Here is an 18,729-nt window from a genome sequence, read left to right on the forward strand (position 1 = left end):
TCCATTGAAACGGCTGATAATCAGGCCTGCCTGAGAGTTAAGTGATTCGACAGAATCAAGTAAGACCACGGCCTTAGACACACCGACGAGATCTGCTGAATCCCCTGATTGCTCCCCCTGTCAGTCGAGGCAACTGTTATGCTAGCTCACACCCACTCACCGCGCGCATCGTTAGAGGTTGCCATGCCTGAAGCTTCCTGTGCGTTTGACGAACACCCAAATGAGGCGTTCAAGGATCTCGCACGACTTGCCACCTATATTTGTCATGCTCCAGTCGCGGCGATTGTCTTTAGTAATGGTAGGCGTCAGGGAGTAGACGCTGCCTCCGCCGGCCAGTATCGCTGTTGGATTAAAGCCGCCTTGGGACTACCACCAGAGCGGTTTGCCCTTTGTATCGACCTCTGTGAGGTGACCCTAGAGCGCGATCGCCTGACGGTGATAGAAGATCTCAGCCAAGAGACTCCGTTTCGCGATCGCCCCTTTATTAAGAGTTATCCCCATTACCGCTTTTATTGCGGTATCCCCTTGGTTAGCCCCAAAGGCACGACCGTAGGAACCCTCTGTGTCCTGGACAACGAACCCCGTCAACTCGATTTAAACCAGCGCAAAGCCTTAGCGACCCTCAGCCGCCAAGCCACACGCTCCTTGCGGGCACTGCGAGACTTTGGGACCTACTTTCAACGTCCCGCCTGGCAAGACATGGGTCATTATGTCAGTCCAGTTCCCCTAACGGATCATCCCTATCACGTCCCCCTGCCGGTTCCCTCCTCCAGCCCCTCCGCCGCTGATGAGGCCAAAGCCAAGTTTTCTCAGGATGAAACCCCGAATCGCTTTAGCATCCTAGAAACCATTACCGAAGCCTTTTTCGCCGTCGATCGCCAGTGGCAACTCCTCTACATTAACCGACGGGCCGAAAAACTCTGGAACATCAACCGCAGCGAAGTCATCAACACCAATCTCTGGGAAACCTTCCCAGATTTAATCCAATCGGTGTTTGCCCAAGAATGTCACGCCGCCTTTGACAATCAAAGCTGTCGCCACTTTGAGGAATACTACGAACCCTTAGGCATCTGGTTGGAGGTTCGTTTACATCCCGAACTGCAGCGGTTATCGATTTACTTCCGGGATGTCACCCAATACAAGAAAAACGAGACGGTACTGCTCGAACAAAGTCACCTCGCAAGCCTCGTCAGTGCCGTCAGCAGTGCCCTGGCCCAAAGTCAAACCCTGGATGAAAGCCTCGATCGCAGTATTAGCGCCCTACTGAATCATCTCCAGGCCAGCACCGTGGGCATTTGGTTGGTGCAGGCCGATGATCCCGATACCACCACCTTTGACCGTACCGACAAACCCCTAACATTAGTGGAACAGAGTACGGCTGGGGATACCCTCCCCGAGTTGTTATTCCCCAAGACCACGTTTTTAGGCGACTCGTTGTTGGGTTGGGTAGCCGAGACTCGTGAACCCTATATCAATAATCGCTTGGATGGCATCGCTAAAGCTTGGGCCACAGACCCCGCCTTTAAACCATCCGGCTTAGATCACTCCGTCTTGGATCTTGAGAGACTCGGAGCCTGGGCCGAGGAACATGAGATTCAGGGCTTGGTGCTCTATCCTCTGATTGTCGAGGAACGGCTCTTAGGGGTTCTACTGATTTCTGCTCCTCATTCCTGGACAGAAGATGCGGTTGGTGTTCTGGACTGGCTATCGAGTACTATCGGCTTGTCCGTCGATCGCGCCTGGGCCCGGGAAGCCCTTGTGAATCGCCGGAAATCCCTGCTATTTCGCCTAGCGGGACAAATTCGTAATTCCCTGGATCTCGATACCATCCTGGATACGGCAGTCCATGAAATTCGCGCTCTGCTGCAAATTGACCGCTGTTATTATCTCTGGTGTTCTGGACAGGGGGAATCTCCCCTAACCCTAGCGGTGACCCATGAAGCCTGTGGCAAAGATATTCCCAGCTTCTTGGGTGAGAGTTTTATGTCCCAGGCGGACCGACTGGTTCCCAAGATTTGGCAGTTGGAAACGGTGCAGTTAAATGATCTAACTCAGGCCGATGAGGAGACACGAGACTTTTTAGAACCCTTGGATGTCAAGGCCCAGTTGATTTTACCCCTGGGGACGCGGTCCGGGCAGTTTGGGGCGATCGCCTGTAGTCATGGAAATCGCCGCACCTGGAATGATACCGAGGTCGAACTCTTACAAGCTGTGGTGGATCAGTTGGCGATCGCCATTGATCAAGCCGAACTCTACGCCAAAACCTGTGCTGCGGCCCTGGCCGCGCAAACCCAGGCCCGACAACTGCAAGAGGCCATGGAACACCTCAAGCAAACCGAGGCCCAACTGATTCAACATGAGAAAATGTCCAGTTTGGGACAGATGGTGGCTGGGATTGCCCATGAAATCAACAACCCCGTCAACTTTATCACCGGCAACATTAGCCACGCCAGCACCTATGTCGAAGACTTGTTGGGATTGATTGACCTCTATCAACGCCATATTCCCAATCCTCCTGAGGAGATCGAGGACGAAATTGAAGATATTGACCTTGAGTTTGTCGAAGAAGACTTACCGAAGTTGATTGACTCGATGAAGATGGGGGCCGAACGCATCCGTCAGATTGTTGTCTCCCTGCGGAACTTCTCCCGTCTTGACGAGGCGGACGTGAAGGCCGTTGATATCCATGAAGGGATTGAAAGCACCCTCTTGATTCTCCATAATCGCCTGAAAGGGAAAGGAGAACTTGCGCCGATCCGCCTCATTAAGTATTACGGCGATTTGCCCAAAGTCAACTGTTTTCCGGGACTCCTGAATCAGGTGTTTATGAACATTATCGCCAATGCGATCGATGCCGTCGAGGATGCTGGCTTACGAGCCTCTCAATCACCCGAAACCCCGACCATCACCATTTGTACGGAAAAAACCTGTAGCGGTTCAACCCCTGAGGACCCCACCTGTACTGAGCCGGATAGTGTCACCATCCGTATCCGTGATAATGGGCCAGGGATTAAGTCGCAGATGCTCGAAAAACTGTTTGACCCCTTTTTCACCACCAAGTCCGTGGGGAAAGGCACTGGGTTAGGCCTGTCCATTGGCTATCAGATTATTGTCGAGAAACACCGAGGACGAATTTGGTGTGAGTCGGAACCCGGGAAAGGAACTGAGTTCTTGATGCAGATTCCCCTACATCAACCCGAGTTTGATCTGTAACGACTCCGCCAATCCCTCAGCCATCACGAGGCACTATCTCCAAAACGATAGCCTTTCCCGTACACCGTATGGATGAGGGGAGTTTCGCCAGAAATGGAGAGTTTACGGCGTAGCAGACGAATCGAGGCCGCCAGGACATTGCTACTGGGGGGACTATCCCCATCCCAGAGGTGTTCGTGGATTTGTTGGTGGCTGAGGAGTTGTCCGGGATGGCTCATGAAATAGGCCAGCAGTCGCAGTTCTTTCGTCGACAAATCAATGGTGCGTCCGTGGCGATAGGCCAGTTGATTGTCGAGATCCAATTCTAGATCCGCTACCTGTAATCGTTGTGCTGGGGGAGGTGGGGGACTGTTGGAGGGATTGTTAGAGGAACTCTCAAGGGGACTGTCGAGGCTGGCGTCAAAATAGGGCGATCGCCGCAGCAGGGCCCGCACCCGAGCCAGGAGTTCCCGCAGTTCAAAGGGTTTCACGAGATAGTCATCGGCCCCCGCATCCAGGCCTAAAACGCGGTCATCGAGGGTATCTTTGGCCGTCAGGAAGAGAACCGGGGTTCGGTCGCCGTGCGATCGCCGTTCCCGACAGACATCTAACCCTGACGATTCCGGGAGCATCCAATCCAACACCAACAAATCATACTGATGTTGAGCCGCCAGTTGCAGTCCGTCCCCTCCCGTAAAGGCCACATCCACCTGGTAGCCTTCCCGTTCTAAGGCTCGGGAGAGGGACTGAGTCAATTCAATTTCGTCGTCAACCAGAAGGATACGCATAGACCAGGGACAGGGTGAAGCGAAATGCTGGCTCTATTCTACCTTTTGCTGGACTTTGGGCGATTGGCAGTGAGGGGGCCCAGACAATCCAATTTGGGGGAACTGACGTACTGAATGCGTGAGAACCCCTTAACCCAGGATGGGGCGATCGCGATACAGTATCAAGAACCGACCTTAATGCGTCATGATGAGCCAAACCCAGAACACCTCCCAACTCCAACCCCAAGCACCCGCCTATGATATCGAACAGGTGGTGCTTGAGCGATACCAGGAGGGTGCGGAGCAAGTGCAGCCGAGTTTATGTTGTGCGACAGACTATGACCCCTCCTATCTCCAGATTATTCCCCAGGAGATTTTAGACAAAGACTATGGTTGTGGAGACCCCTCTCGCCATGTCGACGCCGGGGAAACAGTCTTAGATTTAGGCTCTGGGGCAGGCAAAATTTGTTATATCCTCTCCCAAAAAGTCGGCGCGGAGGGTTCAGTGATTGGGGTAGATTTCAATGACAAGATGCTGGCTCTCGCTCGCAAGTATCAAGACGAAATATCTCAGAAAATTGGATACCAAAATCTGCGATTTGTCAAGGGTAAAATCCAAGATTTGGCCCTTGACTTACAACAGATTCAACAGTGGTTGAGTGAATATCCTATTCATAACTTAGAGACCCTATTTCAGTTCGAGCAGGCCTGCGATCGCATCCGTCGAGAACAGCCTCTCATTGCTGACAATAGCATTGATGTCGTCGTCTCCAACTGTGTCTTAAACCTAGTCCATCCCCGGGACAAACAACAGCTTTTCCAAGAACTGTTCCGAGTGCTCAAACCCGGCGGACGTGCTGTCATTTCTGATATTGTCAGTGACCAATATCCTACAGCGGCTATTCTCAATGACCCGGAACTCTGGAGTGGCTGCATTGCCGGCGCCTTCCAAGAAGACGAGTTCCCGAAACGCTTTGAACAGGTAGGATTTCAGGACATTGAAATTCTCAGTCGCCAAGCCGAACCCTGGCAAGTCGTCGAAGGAATTGAGTTTCGTTCCCTGACCCTTCGCGCCTATAAAGGCCGCCGTCAGCCTTCCCCAGAGAAGACCTCCACTGCCACCCCCCAACGCTCCTGTTGTGGCTAATTATCCCAAATCTGGCAACTTGGGGACATTCCCATCCCTGCTGTGACCCGTCCCCCGAACTTTATTGCTGACGCTTACAATCTCTTAATTTCATGGTACAAGCGCCGACTCACTCCCAGACAATCACCCCCTTTGAGAATCAACTCAACCAACCCTTAACGAAACAGCCCATTTCCGTCTTACAAATCAATCTGGGCAAACGCTGTAACCTGGCCTGTAGCCATTGCCATGTGGAAGCCGGACCCAAACGCACCGAAGAAATCGCCCCAGACGTTTATCAAGATTTAGTCAGCCTCATCGAGCAGTTTCCTCAACTCAAAACCGTGGATTTAACCGGAGGCGCGCCGGAGATGCACGCCGGATTTAAGCCCCTCGTTGATGCCGCTCGACGAACCCATAAAGAGGTAATTGTTCGCTCAAACTTGACCATTTATTTCGTTCCCGGCTACGAGGACCTCCCCGAGTATTTCGCCAACCATCGGCTGCGGGTTGTGGCCTCTCTCCCCTGTTATCTAGCGGACAACGTGGACAAGATGCGAGGGAATGGCGTATTTGACGAGTCCATTCGCGCCCTACAATGGCTTAATGAACTCGGCTATGGTCACGACCCCGAGTTAATCCTAGATTTAGTCTATAACCCCCCCATGCCCTGGTCTGAGGATGAGTTTCGGCTTCCCCCGGCCCAAGCGGGGTTAGAAGCGGCCTATAAAACCCATCTTGGGGAGCAGTTTGGCGTTACCTTTAACCATCTTCTGACCATCACCAACTTACCCATTGGGCGAACCAAACAGTTTTTACAACGCCGTCATCTCCAGCAGGCCTATACGAAGTTTTTGGAAGAGAACTTTAATGGGGCCACGGTTGAGGGGGTGATGTGTCGCAATCAGCTTTCTGTGGATTATCTGGGCAATATCTATGACTGTGATTTCAACCAAATGGAGGGGGTTGCGGCCAAGTCAAGCACAGGAGAACCTCTGACGGTTCGTCATCTGTTGCAGGCGGGGAGTTTAGATGTCATTGAACAGATTCAAACTCGGGACTATTGTTATGGCTGTACAGCCGGCTGTGGTTCGAGTTGTGGTGGTGCCTTAACCGAGGATTGACCGCCTCAAGGGGAGTCATGGCGAGTCAGACGAACGGCTAGTTTGAGCGGGGGACTCAGCTGGCCTGGCAGTAGGCACAAGGGTGTCCTTCCAATTATAATGAGGCTCAAAATGCAGACCTGAGGCGGCGGTGCAGCGCCTATCGTCGGTGTCAGAATCTCTATGCTAAGACTCGGGCCGGCTTGCAGCGGGTCTTGGATGTGCAGCGGCTGCTCCATAATTGGGTCAGACCCCACTGGGGATTAGGGAAACGGACGACTCCGGCGATGGCCATCGGACTCTCCTCTCACCCCTTATCAATGGAGAAAAGTCTCTGTATGAGAGGGTTTCGGTCTATCTCTTCTTAGCAGACCAGTGCCCACTTTTTGAAAAATGGTATTAAATGACTTGAACTTGTTCTTCCTACTGCCTACTGCCTACTGCCTACTGCCTTCTTATCCCCGCTTGTTTGTCCTATTCAGACCCACTTTTGCTAGATAACTTAAGCAGAAATGAGGATTTCAACGGGAATTATTATATCCGGAAAGGCTAGAGGAGAAATCGTCCCCTTTTGTAAGGTTTCTTTAGAGCCATAGTCCCGGCCTCTGGGGTTCCGGTAAACCACTAATTCTCTCGTGCGGAGATTCACTAGCCAATATTCTGGGATTCCCGCTTCAGCATAGATATGATATTTGATAGTAGAATCTTTCTCTAAACTGGTATTGGCATATTCAATCACCCAGAAGATATTTTCAGGATAGGGATGGTGAGAGAGATAGTCTCGCCCCAGGGGTTGCACGATCGCCAGATCCGGTTCCGGTTCGGATTGGTTGGGAAGGGTGATGGGTTTAGCGGGACTCACCAGGGCGCGATCGCCCAGTAACCGGGTGAGATATTGGCCCGCTGTGCGACTAAAAAACGCATGAGGTTCCGCTTCTGGGGACATGGTCACGATTTCTCCGGCGAGCAATTCCACAGGGCGATCATCAAGAACCCCAGTTTTAATAATATGGTGGTAGTCTTCCACCGTCCACTGAACTGTTGACAGCATCATTTAGACTCCATTGGTTCACCTAGATTCTAGTTTAGCCCAGAAACCGCTGCTAGCCATTGACCCAAGTCCGATTATCATCGCCTCGATGTCCACCACCAGACGCGGATCAAGAGTTTGGTTCCACCCCAGGCGACAAGGGCCGCTGCAAAACTGAACAGAAGGGCGATCGCAAAGGGATGAAGGTTCGCGAACTCCAGGTTTGGCTCATCGCGAGAATCGGAGAATAGTAACCCCACCGTTGAGGCGAAAATTGCCCCCGTACCAATTCCCACCCCAATGGCCTGAATTTGGTCTTGGAGTTGTTGGTTTTGTTCCTGTAAACTGCGATCGCGCTGGGTTTGTTCAATCTCCACAATCCCGCGAATTGAGGCAATGGCTTTATCCGCTAAACTTGACCCCTCGACAAAATAGTTGAGTTCATCATTGATGCGAGCTTGAAAATAGGGAGAGGTGCGATCGCCAAACTCCCGGAAAAACTCCAGTTCCTGGGCCTGTACCTCATACTCCTGCTCTTGCAGGCTATTCAAAATCGCCGCCAAGGTCACCTGTAAAGATGAAATGTTTTTAATTATGGCGCATTCGTCAATCAAGGACTTAAAAGATTTTGTATCTGCTGAAGCGAAAAAGCAGGTCAAAGATGATTTAGACAAAAAAGAAGCATTAACGAAACTTGCCAAGTCTGATAGTTATAAGTTAATGGGAGTCAGGGCGACTCAGGTATTAGGCACAAAGTATGGCGCAAAAGTTGCCCTGAGGCTAGGTGAAAAGCAAATCATGAATCATGCTTTACGGAAGGTTCCTCAAGTTTTTAGGGGGATTATTTGGAGATTAGGCGGGCGAAAAATTGCCCAAAGAGCGTTACAAAGAGCAGCGGGTAGAGTTGTGCCAATTGTGGGGGCAGTCATGGCAGCAGGAATAGATGGGTTGATGATTAAAAAAGTGGGTAAGGTTGCCATTGACTATTACGAAATGGATGGACCCGATTTCATGGAAGCGGTTTATACTTTAGTTGAGTAGTTTTGTTGTTTTTGTTAATTTCAGGGATAAGACAGTAACGGCTAAGGGTTTGGGAGGGGTGACCCTCAGCCTGGCTTGTAGGAAAGACGCATCAATGGGAAGCCGGGTTAGTGGTATGGGGTCTTCTGGGTTTAGAGTGATAGGGAAAATTCATGGCAGATTACACCCGTTGTCGTAGGGGCGAAAAATTTTTCGCCCCTACAATTTTGTATACCCTGCAACAAATCCAAGCGTAGATCCAGAAGACCCTTAAACCTTGAAGTTTTCCGTGACGCGAGTCATGGCCTCTTCCACATTGGCGCGGCTGTTAAAGGCGGAAATGCGGAAATAGCCTTCACCCGCCGCCCCGAAGCCAGAACCTGGTGTTCCGACAACGTTGGTGGTTTGTAGAAGTTTGTCGAAGAACTCCCAACTCGATAAGCCATTGGGGGTTTTCACCCAGACATAGGGAGCATTCACTCCCCCATAGACCGTTAAACCGGCGTTGCTGAGGCGATCGCAGATGATTTTGGCGTTTTCCAAGTAAAAGCCCACTAACGCCTTGATTTGCGCCTGTCCTGCCTCGGAATAGACCGCTTCTGCACCCCGTTGCACAATGTAGGAAACACCGTTGAACTTGGTGGATTGGCGACGATTCCAGAGTTGGTGCAGTTGCACGGTTTCCCCGCTGGAGGTGGTGGCGGTTAAGGTTTTGGGAACCACGGTGTAGGCGCAACGAGTCCCCGTGAACCCAGCATTTTTGGAGAACGACCGGAACTCGATCGCACAGTCTTTGGCCCCTTCAATTTCATAGATAGAATGGGGTAGACTGGGGTCCGTAATAAAGGCTTCATAGGCGGCATCAAACAGGATGATCGCTTGATGCTCCCGTGCGTAATCGACCCAGGCTTTTAAATGCTCTTTCGTCGCCGTTGCCCCCGTGGGGTTGTTGGGGAAACAGAGATAGACCAAATCTACCTTTTCCGAGGGAATTTCGGCGGTGAAATTGTTGTCCGCAGAAACGGGCATATAGACTAAGCCCTCGTACTTCCCATCCTCGTTAGCGGGGCCGGTATGTCCGGCCATGACGTTGGTATCCACATAGACGGGATAGACGGGATCGGTGACGGCAATGCGGTTGTCTTTGCCAAAAATATCCAGGATATTACCCGTGTCACATTTTGCTCCGTCGGAGACAAAAATTTCGGAAGCATCGATGTCACAATTGCGGGATTGGAAGTCCTGGGCGGCGATTTTTTCCCGTAGCCAACCATAGCCCTGTTCTGGGCCATAGCCTTTGAAAGTGGCGCGATCGCCCATTTCCGCTACCGCCTTCGACATGGCCTCTAAACAGGCTTGGGGTAGGGGTTCGGTGACATCGCCAATGCCCAATTTAATAATCGGGGCATCGGGGTTAGCTTCGGTAAAGGCTGCCACACGACGGGCAATTTCTGGGAATAAATAGCCCGCTTTCAGTTTCAGATAATTCTCGTTAATCGTTGCCATTATGACTCAATACTCTCAATCAATAGTCTCGCTGAATCTTGCATTTTATCGCGGTCTAGAGTTTGGGGCTAGGCGTGAGCGGTCAAAACTCCGGGTTCTTGCTGTCGGGGTAAGACATCGAGGATATCTTCCTGGGCGCAATACTCTAAATCGGCGTTACAGTTGAGCCGTAACAGTCGCTGGCCGTGACTGGCGATCGCCATCAAGTCCACCAGGCGATCGCGCCATTGCTCATATAACGCTAAGGCGGCGACGGTTTCATCATTTCCCGCCAGTTCCCCCAGGTTGAAAGACCCCGATTCTACGAGACTGGCGACAATTGCTCCGGCACAGACGGTATCCTCTAGGGAATAACTCCCTTGCCAGCCGGAACCCACCAAATAGACAGTTTCGGGTTGGTTCTGGGCTAAAAACTCCACCACCGTCTGACGATTGACTAAAGCCGCTGTCAGCAGGATTGGCGCCGCTTCCACTCGTTGCAGGGCGCGAGTTCCATTGGTGGTACTCAGGAATAGACGACATCCCAAGACGCGATCGCGCTCATATTCCAGGGGAGAGTTGCCAAAATCGCAGCCCTCCACCTTGGCGCCACCCCGTTCCCCGGCCCGTAGGCGTTTGGAGGGGTCCCAGCTTTCGCTGACGGCCATGAGTTTATCAATATCGCTAAAGGCTTGTACCGCCTCGGCCCCAGCGGCGAGAACCGTGGCGATGGTGGTCGTGGCGCGCAGAACATCGATGGCCACCGCGCAGGCGGGGGTTGGCTCAACCGGGGTGAGTTCGGGAGTGTGATAACAGTAAACCTTCACAGCAGTTGGGGGGCAATTTGGCATCAACAACGCCCTTCATCCTATCAGGATGCGTTCATCCCATTGACCCACCCCTGACTCGATGACTCGGATTCCTTTGAGCCATTTCAGACCGGGGAATCTCCTATGGAGAGCAATTTTCACTTAAACTTCTATAGTGTAACAAGTCCTTAAGGAACCGTTGGCGAGAGAGGGAACCCTTAGCGGGGTCACCCATTCCTATCTACGCCTCTCCTGCCTATGTTAGTGAAAGCATCTCCAAAACCCTTGCGTTGGCAACGCACCCGAACCTCCCTATTCGCCCGTCAGGTGGAAATTTTTGCCGCCACCGGCAAGCTGTTGTGGTTTCTGGGGTGCGATCGCCTGCGGGGGAAACGGGACTCGAAACATCGTCAACGTCGCGCCGACTGGCTAGTGAATACCCTCCTGGATTTGGGGCCGACTTTTATCAAAATTGGGCAAGCCCTTTCCACTCGGGGCGACTTACTGCCCCTGGAATATATCCGGGCCCTCTCCCAACTCCAAGATAAAGTGCCTCCCTTCTCCTCAGATGAGGCGATCGCCCTCATCGAACGGGAACTCAAAAACTCCCTCCATAGCCTCTATCGGGACTTCGACTATCATCCCCTCGCCGCCGCCAGTCTCGGACAAGTCCATAAAGCCCGTCTCCACACCGGAGAGGAAGTGGTGGTGAAAGTCCAACGCCCCGGCTTAGAAAAACTCTTCAACCTCGATTTCCAAGTTCTCTACCAACAGGTGATCTTAGCCGAACGCCTCTTTCACTGGACTCGCAAATACGACCTAGAATCCATCTATAACGAATTTCGGACTTATATTTACGAAGAAATCGACTATATTCATGAAGGCAAAAATGCCGAGCGGTTTCGGGAAAATTTTAGTGACTCCGAGACGATTTTAGTGCCAAAAGTCTATTGGCGCTATACCACATCAAAAGTCCTGACCCTTGAATATCTGCCCGGCATTAAAATCAACGACAAAGAAACCTTAGAATCAATTGGGATTAACGTCCGAGAACTCAATACCATGGGCATTGGTTGCTATCTCAAGCAACTCCTAATTGATGGTTTTTTTCATACTGACCCCCATCCCGGAAATATGGCAGTTACCCCCGAGGGACAGATTATTTTTTATGACTTCGGCATGATGTCAGAGATTAACTCCCTCAATCAAGCCGAAATGACCCGCAGTTTCTTCGCCGTCCTGCGCAAAGACACCGATGAAGTTCTCGAAACCCTAATGGCCATGGGGTTAGTCGAAGAACTGCAAGATATGACCCCCGTGCGAAATCTGGTCCAATTTGCCTTAGACCGCTTTCGCGATCGCCCCATTGAATTTCAGGAATTTGGGGCATTAAAACGGGAACTCTACGCCATGTTTGAACAGCAGCCGTTCCGACTTCCCGCCCAAATGACCTTTGTCCTCAAAGCCCTAGGAACCCTCGATGGAATTGCCCGAACCTTAGATAATCAATATAGCTTAATTGGCTGTGCCAAGCCCTTTGTCAAGACCTTAGTCGTGGAAAACCAAAGTGGTCGCGGACAAGTATTTGGAGAACTCACCCGTCAAGCCAAAGGCTTTATCAATCAACGCTTCAACCGTCCTAGCCGTGCAGAAGTCCTCATCCGAGACCTCGAAGGCCGACTCGAACGAGGTGAATTTCAATTTCGCACCAACTCCCCCGAAATTGAGCGACAAATGCAGCGCATTCAGTTAATGTTAACGGTGTTAGTGTATGCCTGCATCACAGGGTTTTCTGTACTATCGGGAGCTGTTTTCATCTCAGGAACCTATCCAATCGCCGCCTTTATTGCCTTTGGCATCTCAGGATTATCAGGCTTCTTTTTCCTAAAAGCCCTGCTAATTTTCATCATCCGAGACCGCTTTTAGAAGAGGGCGACCATAAAGGTACGCCCCTACCTCGTTTCTGTTCCCTGTTCCCTGTTCCCTAACTATTCAAATCCCAAATCGAACGCGTATAATCCGACGCCACAATCATCGAACCAATCCCTGAATCTGTGAAGATTTCCAAGAGTAACGCATGGGGGATGCGTCCATCCAAAATATGGGCTGCCCCCACCCCTTGGGCCAGCGATCGCACACAACAATTCACCTTAGGAATCATCCCCCCCGCCACAATGCCATCCTCAATCAACTGGCGGGCTTCCTGAATGTTCAAACTATAAATTAAGGTACTCGGGTCGTGATAATCCTTGAGAATCCCGGCAGTATCCGTCAACAGAATTAGTTTTTCCGCCCCCAGGGCCGCCGCAATCTCGCCAGCCACCGTATCGGCATTGACATTGTAAGCCTGGCCCGTCTCATCCGCCGCCACACTAGACACCACGGGAACATAACCACTTTCGACCAGGGATTCAATCACTGACGGATTCACCGAGGCGACTTCTCCCACAAAACCAATCCCCTCTTTGCCCTGGGGACGGGCCTGAATTAGATTACCATCCTTGCCACAGAGTCCCACCGCTTGACCGCCAGCGGCATTAATTAGGCCAACGAGTTCCTTATTGACTCGTCCCACCAAGACCATTTCCACCACATCCATCGTGGCGGCATCCGTCACCCGCAAACCATCCTTAAATTGTGGTTCGATATTCAGTTTTTCTAGCCAGGTGTTGATTTCCGGGCCGCCACCATGAACCACAACCGGCCGTAAGCCTACACAAGAGAGGAACACGATGTCGCGAACCACTTTGTCTTTCAGTTGGGAGTCCTTCATAGCGGCCCCACCATACTTAATCACCACCGTGCGTCCGGCGAACTGCTGGATATAGGGGAGGGCTTCACTGAGAACCTTAACTCGGGTTGCGTCGCTGTCTTTGAGGTCTTTACGTTCGTTGGCCATGTTGAGAATAGGGAACAGGGAACAGGGAACAGGGAACAGGGAACAGGGAACAGGGAACAGGGAATAGGGAATAGAAACAACGTAGGGGCGTACCCTTGCGGTCGGTGAGCGATAGCCGAACCGTGGTCGCCCTAGGCAGTAGGCAGTAGGGAGAACCCACCCCGCCCTCCGGGCACCCCTCCCAGGAGGGGATGGCAAGTGGCTCGCCCTCTGGGTTTTGGATAACCCTTAATAGTTAACCCCTAAGGGTATCGGGCAAACGGTTAATGGTGAACAGTTAGGGGGGAGATTGGTAGTGATTGGGCGGAAAAACCCGTAACATTTCGTTTCCACCCCGTTGAAACTCGTAGGGGACCGTTTCCACCGTCAGATGATAGCCCGCTTGGGGAAGTTGTTCCAAAATTGGGGACAGATGGGGGGATATATCGCCGGCGAAGTTGGTCACAATCGGGAAAATCCGCACCTCTTGGGCGACGCGGGCCAGTTCACGGATAGCATTGAGGTGAAACTCTAGGTCTAGTGGTTGGGAATAGCTGAATAGGAGATGGCCACAGAGGGCTAGGTTAAATTGGCTGGTCTCGAAGGGGAGTTCCGGTAACATCTGGGTTTGATAGCGTCCCTGGGCCCGTCCCTGGGGGAAATCCTCTAAAAAGCAATCCATTGTTGCTAGGCGGACTTCTCCGAGATGATGGGGGCTGCTGAACTGATCCCAAACGAAGTGATCGCCGTTGTCTTCGAGGGCAGCGATAATTTGCGGATAGGTGTCCTGAATCCGTTGCTGAATCTCCTCTACGGAGAACTGATAGATGGGATCGCAAGAGATGACTGAGGTTCCCTGGGCAGTGGCTTCGGCGTTGAAACTAGAGGGGCCTCCCGCACAGTCGAGAATCGAGGTCTCTAAATCCTTGTCCGTGAGGGCGAACATCTGGCGGTAGTCGGCCAGCGATCGCCCCCAGGGAACCACCTGTTTAAGAGTCAGTCCCATGAGTCCTCTCGTCAGGTGGAGTGGACCGAGTTTTTAAGACTTGGGGAATGGCGGCGATGATGCGATCGCTCACGGATTCTGGGCTATCTCCGGAGGTGACCTCAATACGTAAATCCGCCTGTTCATAGCGCGATCTCCGTTCGTCTAAAATCCGTTGGAGGGTTTGTAGGGGATCATCGGTTTGCAACAGCGGGCGACTCTCATCACCCCCGAGTCGTTCAACCAACAACTCGGGGGCAACATCCAGCCACACCACTAAGCCATAGCGGAGATAACTCCAGTTCGTTAAATCCACCACAATTCCGCCCCCTGTCGAGATGACGGAACGCTGGTACGCCGACAGTTGGGAGAGGACTTGAGATTCGAGTTGTCGGAAGGCGGCTTCCCCCTCCTGGGCAAAAATCTCACTCACGGATTGTCCCGCCACCTGTTCAATCAGGCTGTCTGTATCAAAGTAACGATAGTGAAGCTGATGAGCGAGGTGGGTTCCGGTGGTACTTTTCCCGGAACCCATCATCCCAACAAGATAGATATTCAGTCCTTGCAAAAGCTCTTTCGCGGACATGGAGCGCCTTGGACAGTGGGTTGTGCGTCCTCTAGTTTATCTGGCTTTGGCAATCGGGAAAAGCTAGACCCTCAGCGGCGATCGTTCCTACTGAACCCTCATCTCGGAACTCTCAGTCTATGATAGGGGAAACATAAAACCTTTTTTAAGATTACTAGCTTCACACCTGAACCCTTCAGCATAGATATCAATGACTGGGCAATTCGCGTTAACGGATCGACAACAACAGATTCTCTGGGCGACCGTCCGTCACTATATTGCGACGGCGGAACCGGTCGGCTCAAAATCCCTGGTGGATGACTATAACTTGAGTGTCAGTTCCGCCACGATTCGCTCGGGGATGGGACTTCTCGAAAAAGCCGGGATGCTATATCAACCCCATACCTCCGCCGGCCGGGTTCCCTCGGATTTTGGCTATCGAGTCTATGTGGACTATCTCATGACCCCCTCCGACACCCTGGCCGATCAGGCCCAACGGCTGTTTACAGAACGCCTCAATTGGGAAACCTGGAGTCTGGAGGCGGTGTTACGAGGGGCTGCACAAATTCTCTCGACCCTCAGCGGTTACATTACCCTCATCTCCCTGCCACAATTGCACACCGCCAGTTTGCGCCATTTGCAACTATTGCAAGTGGACCCCGGTCAGGTGATGCTGATTGTGGTGACCGATGCCTATCAAACCCAATCGATGTTGATGAGTGTCCCCAGTCCCGAGGATGACGGGGACGATGGCCTCGATCCCGAAATTCTCGATCGCGAACTACAAATTCTCTCCAACTTCCTCAACAGCCAATTACGGGGGAAAGCCATCGCCGACTTAGCCACCTTGGATTGGGGAGAACTCGATCGCCAATTCCAACGCTACGCCGACAGTCTCAAAACCCTATTTGTGGATTTGGCCCAACGCCTGGAACAGCCAATGATCTCTCCTATGGCCATTAGTGGCTTAGCGGAAGTGTTACGCCAGCCGGAGTTTACGGAACTGCAACAGATTCAGTCTCTAGTGCAACTGTTGGAGGAGGAACAGGAACAACTGTTTCCCCTGATGTTTGAACCCTCAGAACGACTAGGGGGCGATCGCCGAGTGAATGTCCGCATTGGTTCAGAGAATCCCCTTGAACCGATCCGATCCTGCACCCTCGTCTCAGCCAGCTATCGCCGAGGGTCCCAAGCGGTGGGAAGTCTCAGTCTCCTCGGCCCCACCCGCATGACCTACGACGGGGCCATCACCATGGTTCAAGCCGCCGCCGACTACCTCTCCAGCCAACTCAGTCTAACGGACAGTTAAGGCAGAAGCGACCACAAGAGGGTGACCACGGTTCGCGATAGCGAGTGGCTGGTGTCGAGCCGATAGCGAGCGACTGGCGTTCCCAACGCCCCTACGTCTTTTCTTTTGCCTCTTGCCTTCTTCAAGCCAAATACGTATAGCTACGCAGACTCTGTTCATAGTTCTGCAAGAGTCGCTGAGACTCCTCAATCGAGATGTTCCCCTTTTGTAAGGCCGACTCAGTGGCTTTGCGGATATTCTCTAGCAAGTCCTTGCCGTTGTACTCCACATATTCCAAGACTTCCGTCATCGTATCTCCCTTCACTAGATGTTCGATTTCGTAGCCATTGGGAGTCAGGTGGATATGAACCGCATTCGTGTCCCCAAAGAGGTTATGGAGATTTCCCATAATTTCTTGGTAGGCCCCGACGAGGAACATCCCTAGATAATAGGGTTCTTCCGGTTTGAGAGGATGTAGTTCTAGGATGGATTTGGTTTTTAGGCGATCGATAAAGCGATCGATTTTCCCGTCACTGTCACAAGTGAGATCCGCCAGAGTTCCCCGTAAACTGGGTTCTTCGTTGAGACGGTGGATGGGGAGAATGGGGAATAATTGCTCGATCGCCCAACTGTCGGGTGCGGATCGAAAAATGGAGAGGTTGGCGTAGTAAATCGAGGCCAGGGTTTTTTCTAAGACTTCCAGTTCCGTGGGAACGTCCGCTTGCTGGCGTACGATGTCATAGATTTTACGACAACAGGCCCAGTAGAGTTGTTCGGCTTTGGCCCGTTCACTGAGGCTGAGATAGCCGAAACTAAAGATACTGGTCGCCTCATCTTTGAACTGAACGGCATCGTGATAGGCTTCCTGGTAGGTCTCAGGGGTGATGGAGTTGTAGGTTTCTCGCAGGTTCCGTAAAATCAGATGTTCTTTGTCGGGCCCCGCTTCCGGAATCCCCGAGGGTGCGTCACTGCTTCCTAAGACATTAAAGATGAGGAGGGAGTGGTGAGAGGCGATCGCTCGGCCACTCTCGCTGATGAGGGTGGGGACGGCTTGCTGTTTCTCTTCACAGGCTTCTTTGACTTCCGCCACGATGTCATTGGCGTAGTTCTGCATATTGTAGTTTTTCGAGGCGTAGAAGTTGGTTTTAGACCCGTCGTAATCTACCCCTAAGCCGCCACCAACATCGAGATATTGCATATTAGCCCCGAGTTGGGCCAGTTCCACGTAGATTTGGCTGGCTTCTCGAATTCCGTCTTTAATGGCGCTAATACAAGAGATTTGAGACCCGATGTGATAGTGCAGTAGTTGTAGGCTATCGAGGAGATTAGCTTGGCGTAATTGGTCTACGGCGGTGATGATTTCTGGGATGGTGAGACCAAATTTGGCGCGATCGCCACTGGACCCTCCCCAGCGGCCAATCCCCTTTGCACTGAGTTTGGCGCGAACTCCCACCACGGGGTTAATTCCCAACTGTTGGCTAACGGAGATGACTAACTCAACTTCTTCGGGTTGTTCCAGGACGATAATCGGTTGTTGGCCTAGGCGGGTGGCTAACATGGCGGTTTCAATATAGCCGCGATCCTTGTAGCCGTTACAGATGAGTAGGGAACCGGAGGTTTTGAGGCTGGCTAAGGCGATGAGGAGTTCAGGCTTGGACCCGGCTTCTAAGCCGAAGTGATAGGGTTCCCCGAAACGCACTAAGTCTTCGATGATGTGGCGTTGCTGGTTGCATTTGACGGGGAAAACGCCTCGATAGACCCCAGGATAGTTGTAGCGGGCGATCGCCTTGGCGAAGCAGGCGTTAATCCGTTCGATGCGGTCTTCGAGAATATCGCTAAAACGCAGCAGTAGTGGGAGTTCTAGGTTGCGCTTTTTTAGGGCCTCGACCAGTTCATAGAGATCCAAAGAACCGCCGCGATCGCCCTGGGGAGAGACGGTGATATGGCCGGCGGAGTTAATCCCGAAATAGGGGTCGCCCCAACCCCGGATGCGATAGAGTTCTTCGCTATCTTCAATTGTCCAAGAGGATGTTGATGGATTTTGGGGACCAGTCCCATTGTGCGCCATAGCGTCACTCATGGGGGATGTGGCGGAATCAACCATGGGGATTACTCTCCTGACAGGGGTCACTGAGTCCACAGTGTATCGCAGTTGTTTGGGGAGTTGGGCGCTGAATCTGAGGATCTCCCTGGACTGGAGGGGGGGCGATCGCTCAAAAATCCGTGATTTCACTGATGTTTTCAAAGATTTGATGAATCAAGTATCCCCCCTATTTGGTAGATGCGTGAAATCGCTGAATAATAGAAAATTGCAAATAGCAAAAATAAAAAAACAACAGTGTTTATAAGTATTTTTAGAGCAAAACAACTCCAGTATCAATAAGACAAAATAATGCCTTTGAACTCCGGACATTTTTTGTTAAAGCCTGTAAATGTAAACCAGAGAGAATAACCAGGATAACGTTTGACCTGACTTTTTTG

The 18,729-nt window shown here is 51.8% G+C and carries 15 protein-coding genes and 1 pseudogene; 7 read left to right on the forward strand and 9 right to left on the reverse strand.

Going from position 1 to position 18,729, the window contains the following annotated elements:
* The first annotated feature begins 183 nt into the window (after positions 1-183).
* Positions 184-3,213 carry a GAF domain-containing protein gene (locus L855_RS01005; RefSeq protein WP_219729840.1) on the forward strand — a complete coding sequence of 1,010 codons (3,030 nt, stop codon included), beginning with the start codon at positions 184-186 and terminating at the stop codon, positions 3,211-3,213.
* A 23-nt stretch (positions 3,214-3,236) separates the two neighbouring features.
* Here the strand turns inward: L855_RS01005 and L855_RS01010 are convergent, their stop codons facing one another.
* The gene (locus L855_RS01010; protein WP_159783309.1) at positions 3,237-3,980 is read right to left on the reverse strand and encodes a response regulator transcription factor; all 744 of its coding nucleotides are present in this window, start codon (positions 3,978-3,980) and stop codon (positions 3,237-3,239) included.
* A gap of 184 nt (positions 3,981-4,164) precedes the next feature.
* Between L855_RS01010 and L855_RS01015 the strand changes: the two genes are divergently transcribed.
* The 3 genes and pseudogenes from L855_RS01015 to L855_RS01025 form a co-directional block, all read left to right on the forward strand.
* The gene (locus L855_RS01015) at positions 4,165-5,106 is read left to right on the forward strand and encodes a methyltransferase domain-containing protein (RefSeq protein ID WP_246198675.1); all 942 of its coding nucleotides are present in this window, start codon (positions 4,165-4,167) and stop codon (positions 5,104-5,106) included.
* Between the two features lie 92 nt (positions 5,107-5,198).
* Positions 5,199-6,209, forward strand: coding sequence for an arsenosugar biosynthesis radical SAM (seleno)protein ArsS (arsS, locus tag L855_RS01020; protein WP_159783311.1), 1,011 nt, complete (start codon positions 5,199-5,201; stop codon positions 6,207-6,209).
* 89 nt (positions 6,210-6,298) lie between these two features.
* Positions 6,299-6,556: pseudogene (locus L855_RS01025) on the forward strand (IS1 family transposase); the annotation flags it as partial.
* A 134-nt stretch (positions 6,557-6,690) separates the two neighbouring features.
* On the opposite strand, the gene L855_RS01030 reads toward L855_RS01025, so the two are convergent.
* Together L855_RS01030 and L855_RS01035 are read right to left on the reverse strand one after the other, a co-directional pair.
* Positions 6,691-7,242 (reverse strand): Uma2 family endonuclease, encoded by a 552-nt coding sequence (locus tag L855_RS01030; RefSeq protein WP_159783313.1) that lies wholly within the window; start codon positions 7,240-7,242, stop codon positions 6,691-6,693.
* 74 nt (positions 7,243-7,316) lie between these two features.
* Positions 7,317-7,781, reverse strand: a complete 465-nt coding sequence (locus tag L855_RS01035; RefSeq protein WP_192924972.1) for a hypothetical protein — start codon at positions 7,779-7,781, stop codon at positions 7,317-7,319.
* Positions 7,782-7,800: 19 nt separating this feature from the next.
* On the opposite strand from L855_RS01035, the gene L855_RS01040 reads away from it, so the two are divergent.
* Positions 7,801-8,259 carry a hypothetical protein gene (locus L855_RS01040; protein WP_192924973.1) on the forward strand — a complete coding sequence of 153 codons (459 nt, stop codon included), beginning with the start codon at positions 7,801-7,803 and terminating at the stop codon, positions 8,257-8,259.
* Positions 8,260-8,508: 249 nt separating this feature from the next.
* Here the strand turns inward: L855_RS01040 and L855_RS01045 are convergent, their stop codons facing one another.
* The gene (locus tag L855_RS01045) at positions 8,509-9,744 is read right to left on the reverse strand and encodes an LL-diaminopimelate aminotransferase (RefSeq protein WP_159783317.1); all 1,236 of its coding nucleotides are present in this window, start codon (positions 9,742-9,744) and stop codon (positions 8,509-8,511) included.
* A 68-nt stretch (positions 9,745-9,812) separates the two neighbouring features.
* The gene (locus L855_RS01050) at positions 9,813-10,550 is read right to left on the reverse strand and encodes a 2-phosphosulfolactate phosphatase family protein (RefSeq protein WP_159783319.1); all 738 of its coding nucleotides are present in this window, start codon (positions 10,548-10,550) and stop codon (positions 9,813-9,815) included.
* Positions 10,551-10,790: 240 nt separating this feature from the next.
* Between L855_RS01050 and L855_RS01055 the strand changes: the two genes are divergently transcribed.
* Complete coding sequence (locus L855_RS01055) at positions 10,791-12,458, forward strand: ABC1 kinase family protein (protein ID WP_159783321.1); 1,668 nt, start codon at positions 10,791-10,793, stop codon at positions 12,456-12,458.
* A 58-nt stretch (positions 12,459-12,516) separates the two neighbouring features.
* On the opposite strand, the gene argB is transcribed toward L855_RS01055, so the two are convergent.
* The 3 genes from argB to L855_RS01070 all read right to left on the reverse strand — a co-directional run bounded on the left by argB (position 12,517) and on the right by L855_RS01070 (position 14,981).
* A complete protein-coding gene (gene argB, locus L855_RS01060) occupies positions 12,517-13,431 on the reverse strand; it encodes an acetylglutamate kinase (RefSeq protein ID WP_159783323.1) in 915 nt (304 codons plus the stop codon).
* 277 nt (positions 13,432-13,708) lie between these two features.
* On the reverse strand, positions 13,709-14,416 hold the full coding sequence (locus tag L855_RS01065) for an SAM-dependent methyltransferase (RefSeq protein WP_159783325.1): 708 nt from the start codon (positions 14,414-14,416) through the stop codon (positions 13,709-13,711).
* Positions 14,400-14,981 carry a shikimate kinase gene (locus L855_RS01070; protein WP_159783327.1) on the reverse strand — a complete coding sequence of 194 codons (582 nt, stop codon included), beginning with the start codon at positions 14,979-14,981 and terminating at the stop codon, positions 14,400-14,402. Before L855_RS01070 ends, L855_RS01065 begins: the two co-directional genes overlap by 17 nt.
* Before the next feature lie 190 nt (positions 14,982-15,171).
* Between L855_RS01070 and hrcA the strand changes: the two genes are divergently transcribed.
* On the forward strand, positions 15,172-16,269 hold the full coding sequence (gene hrcA, locus L855_RS01075; RefSeq protein WP_159783329.1) for a heat-inducible transcriptional repressor HrcA: 1,098 nt from the start codon (positions 15,172-15,174) through the stop codon (positions 16,267-16,269).
* Positions 16,270-16,390: 121 nt separating this feature from the next.
* Here hrcA and speA read toward each other — a convergent pair whose 3' ends face one another.
* Entirely contained in the window at positions 16,391-18,328 is a 1,938-nt protein-coding gene (gene speA / locus L855_RS01080) for a biosynthetic arginine decarboxylase (protein WP_425500593.1), read from the reverse strand.
* Between the last annotated feature and the right edge of the window lie 401 nt (positions 18,329-18,729).

It is taken from the genome of Sodalinema gerasimenkoae IPPAS B-353, assembly GCF_009846485.1.
Taxonomy (GTDB): domain Bacteria; phylum Cyanobacteriota; class Cyanobacteriia; order Cyanobacteriales; family Geitlerinemataceae; genus Sodalinema; species Sodalinema gerasimenkoae.

Coding starts and splice junctions, on each gene's coding strand:
- hrcA (WP_159783329.1), top strand. CDS start 15,172: ATGACTGGGCAATTCGCGTTAACGGATCGACAACAACAGATTCTCTGG.
- L855_RS01005 (WP_219729840.1), top strand. CDS start 184: ATGCCTGAAGCTTCCTGTGCGTTTGACGAACACCCAAATGAGGCGTTC.
- L855_RS01015 (WP_246198675.1), top strand. CDS start 4,165: ATGATGAGCCAAACCCAGAACACCTCCCAACTCCAACCCCAAGCACCC.
- arsS (WP_159783311.1), top strand. CDS start 5,199: ATGGTACAAGCGCCGACTCACTCCCAGACAATCACCCCCTTTGAGAAT.
- L855_RS01030 (WP_159783313.1), bottom strand. CDS start 7,242: ATGATGCTGTCAACAGTTCAGTGGACGGTGGAAGACTACCACCATATT.
- L855_RS01045 (WP_159783317.1), bottom strand. CDS start 9,744: ATGGCAACGATTAACGAGAATTATCTGAAACTGAAAGCGGGCTATTTA.
- L855_RS01040 (WP_192924973.1), top strand. CDS start 7,801: ATGTTTTTAATTATGGCGCATTCGTCAATCAAGGACTTAAAAGATTTT.
- speA (WP_425500593.1), bottom strand. CDS start 18,328: ATGAGTGACGCTATGGCGCACAATGGGACTGGTCCCCAAAATCCATCA.
- L855_RS01010 (WP_159783309.1), bottom strand. CDS start 3,980: ATGCGTATCCTTCTGGTTGACGACGAAATTGAATTGACTCAGTCCCTC.
- L855_RS01070 (WP_159783327.1), bottom strand. CDS start 14,981: ATGTCCGCGAAAGAGCTTTTGCAAGGACTGAATATCTATCTTGTTGGG.
- argB (WP_159783323.1), bottom strand. CDS start 13,431: ATGGCCAACGAACGTAAAGACCTCAAAGACAGCGACGCAACCCGAGTT.
- L855_RS01055 (WP_159783321.1), top strand. CDS start 10,791: ATGTTAGTGAAAGCATCTCCAAAACCCTTGCGTTGGCAACGCACCCGA.
- L855_RS01065 (WP_159783325.1), bottom strand. CDS start 14,416: ATGGGACTGACTCTTAAACAGGTGGTTCCCTGGGGGCGATCGCTGGCC.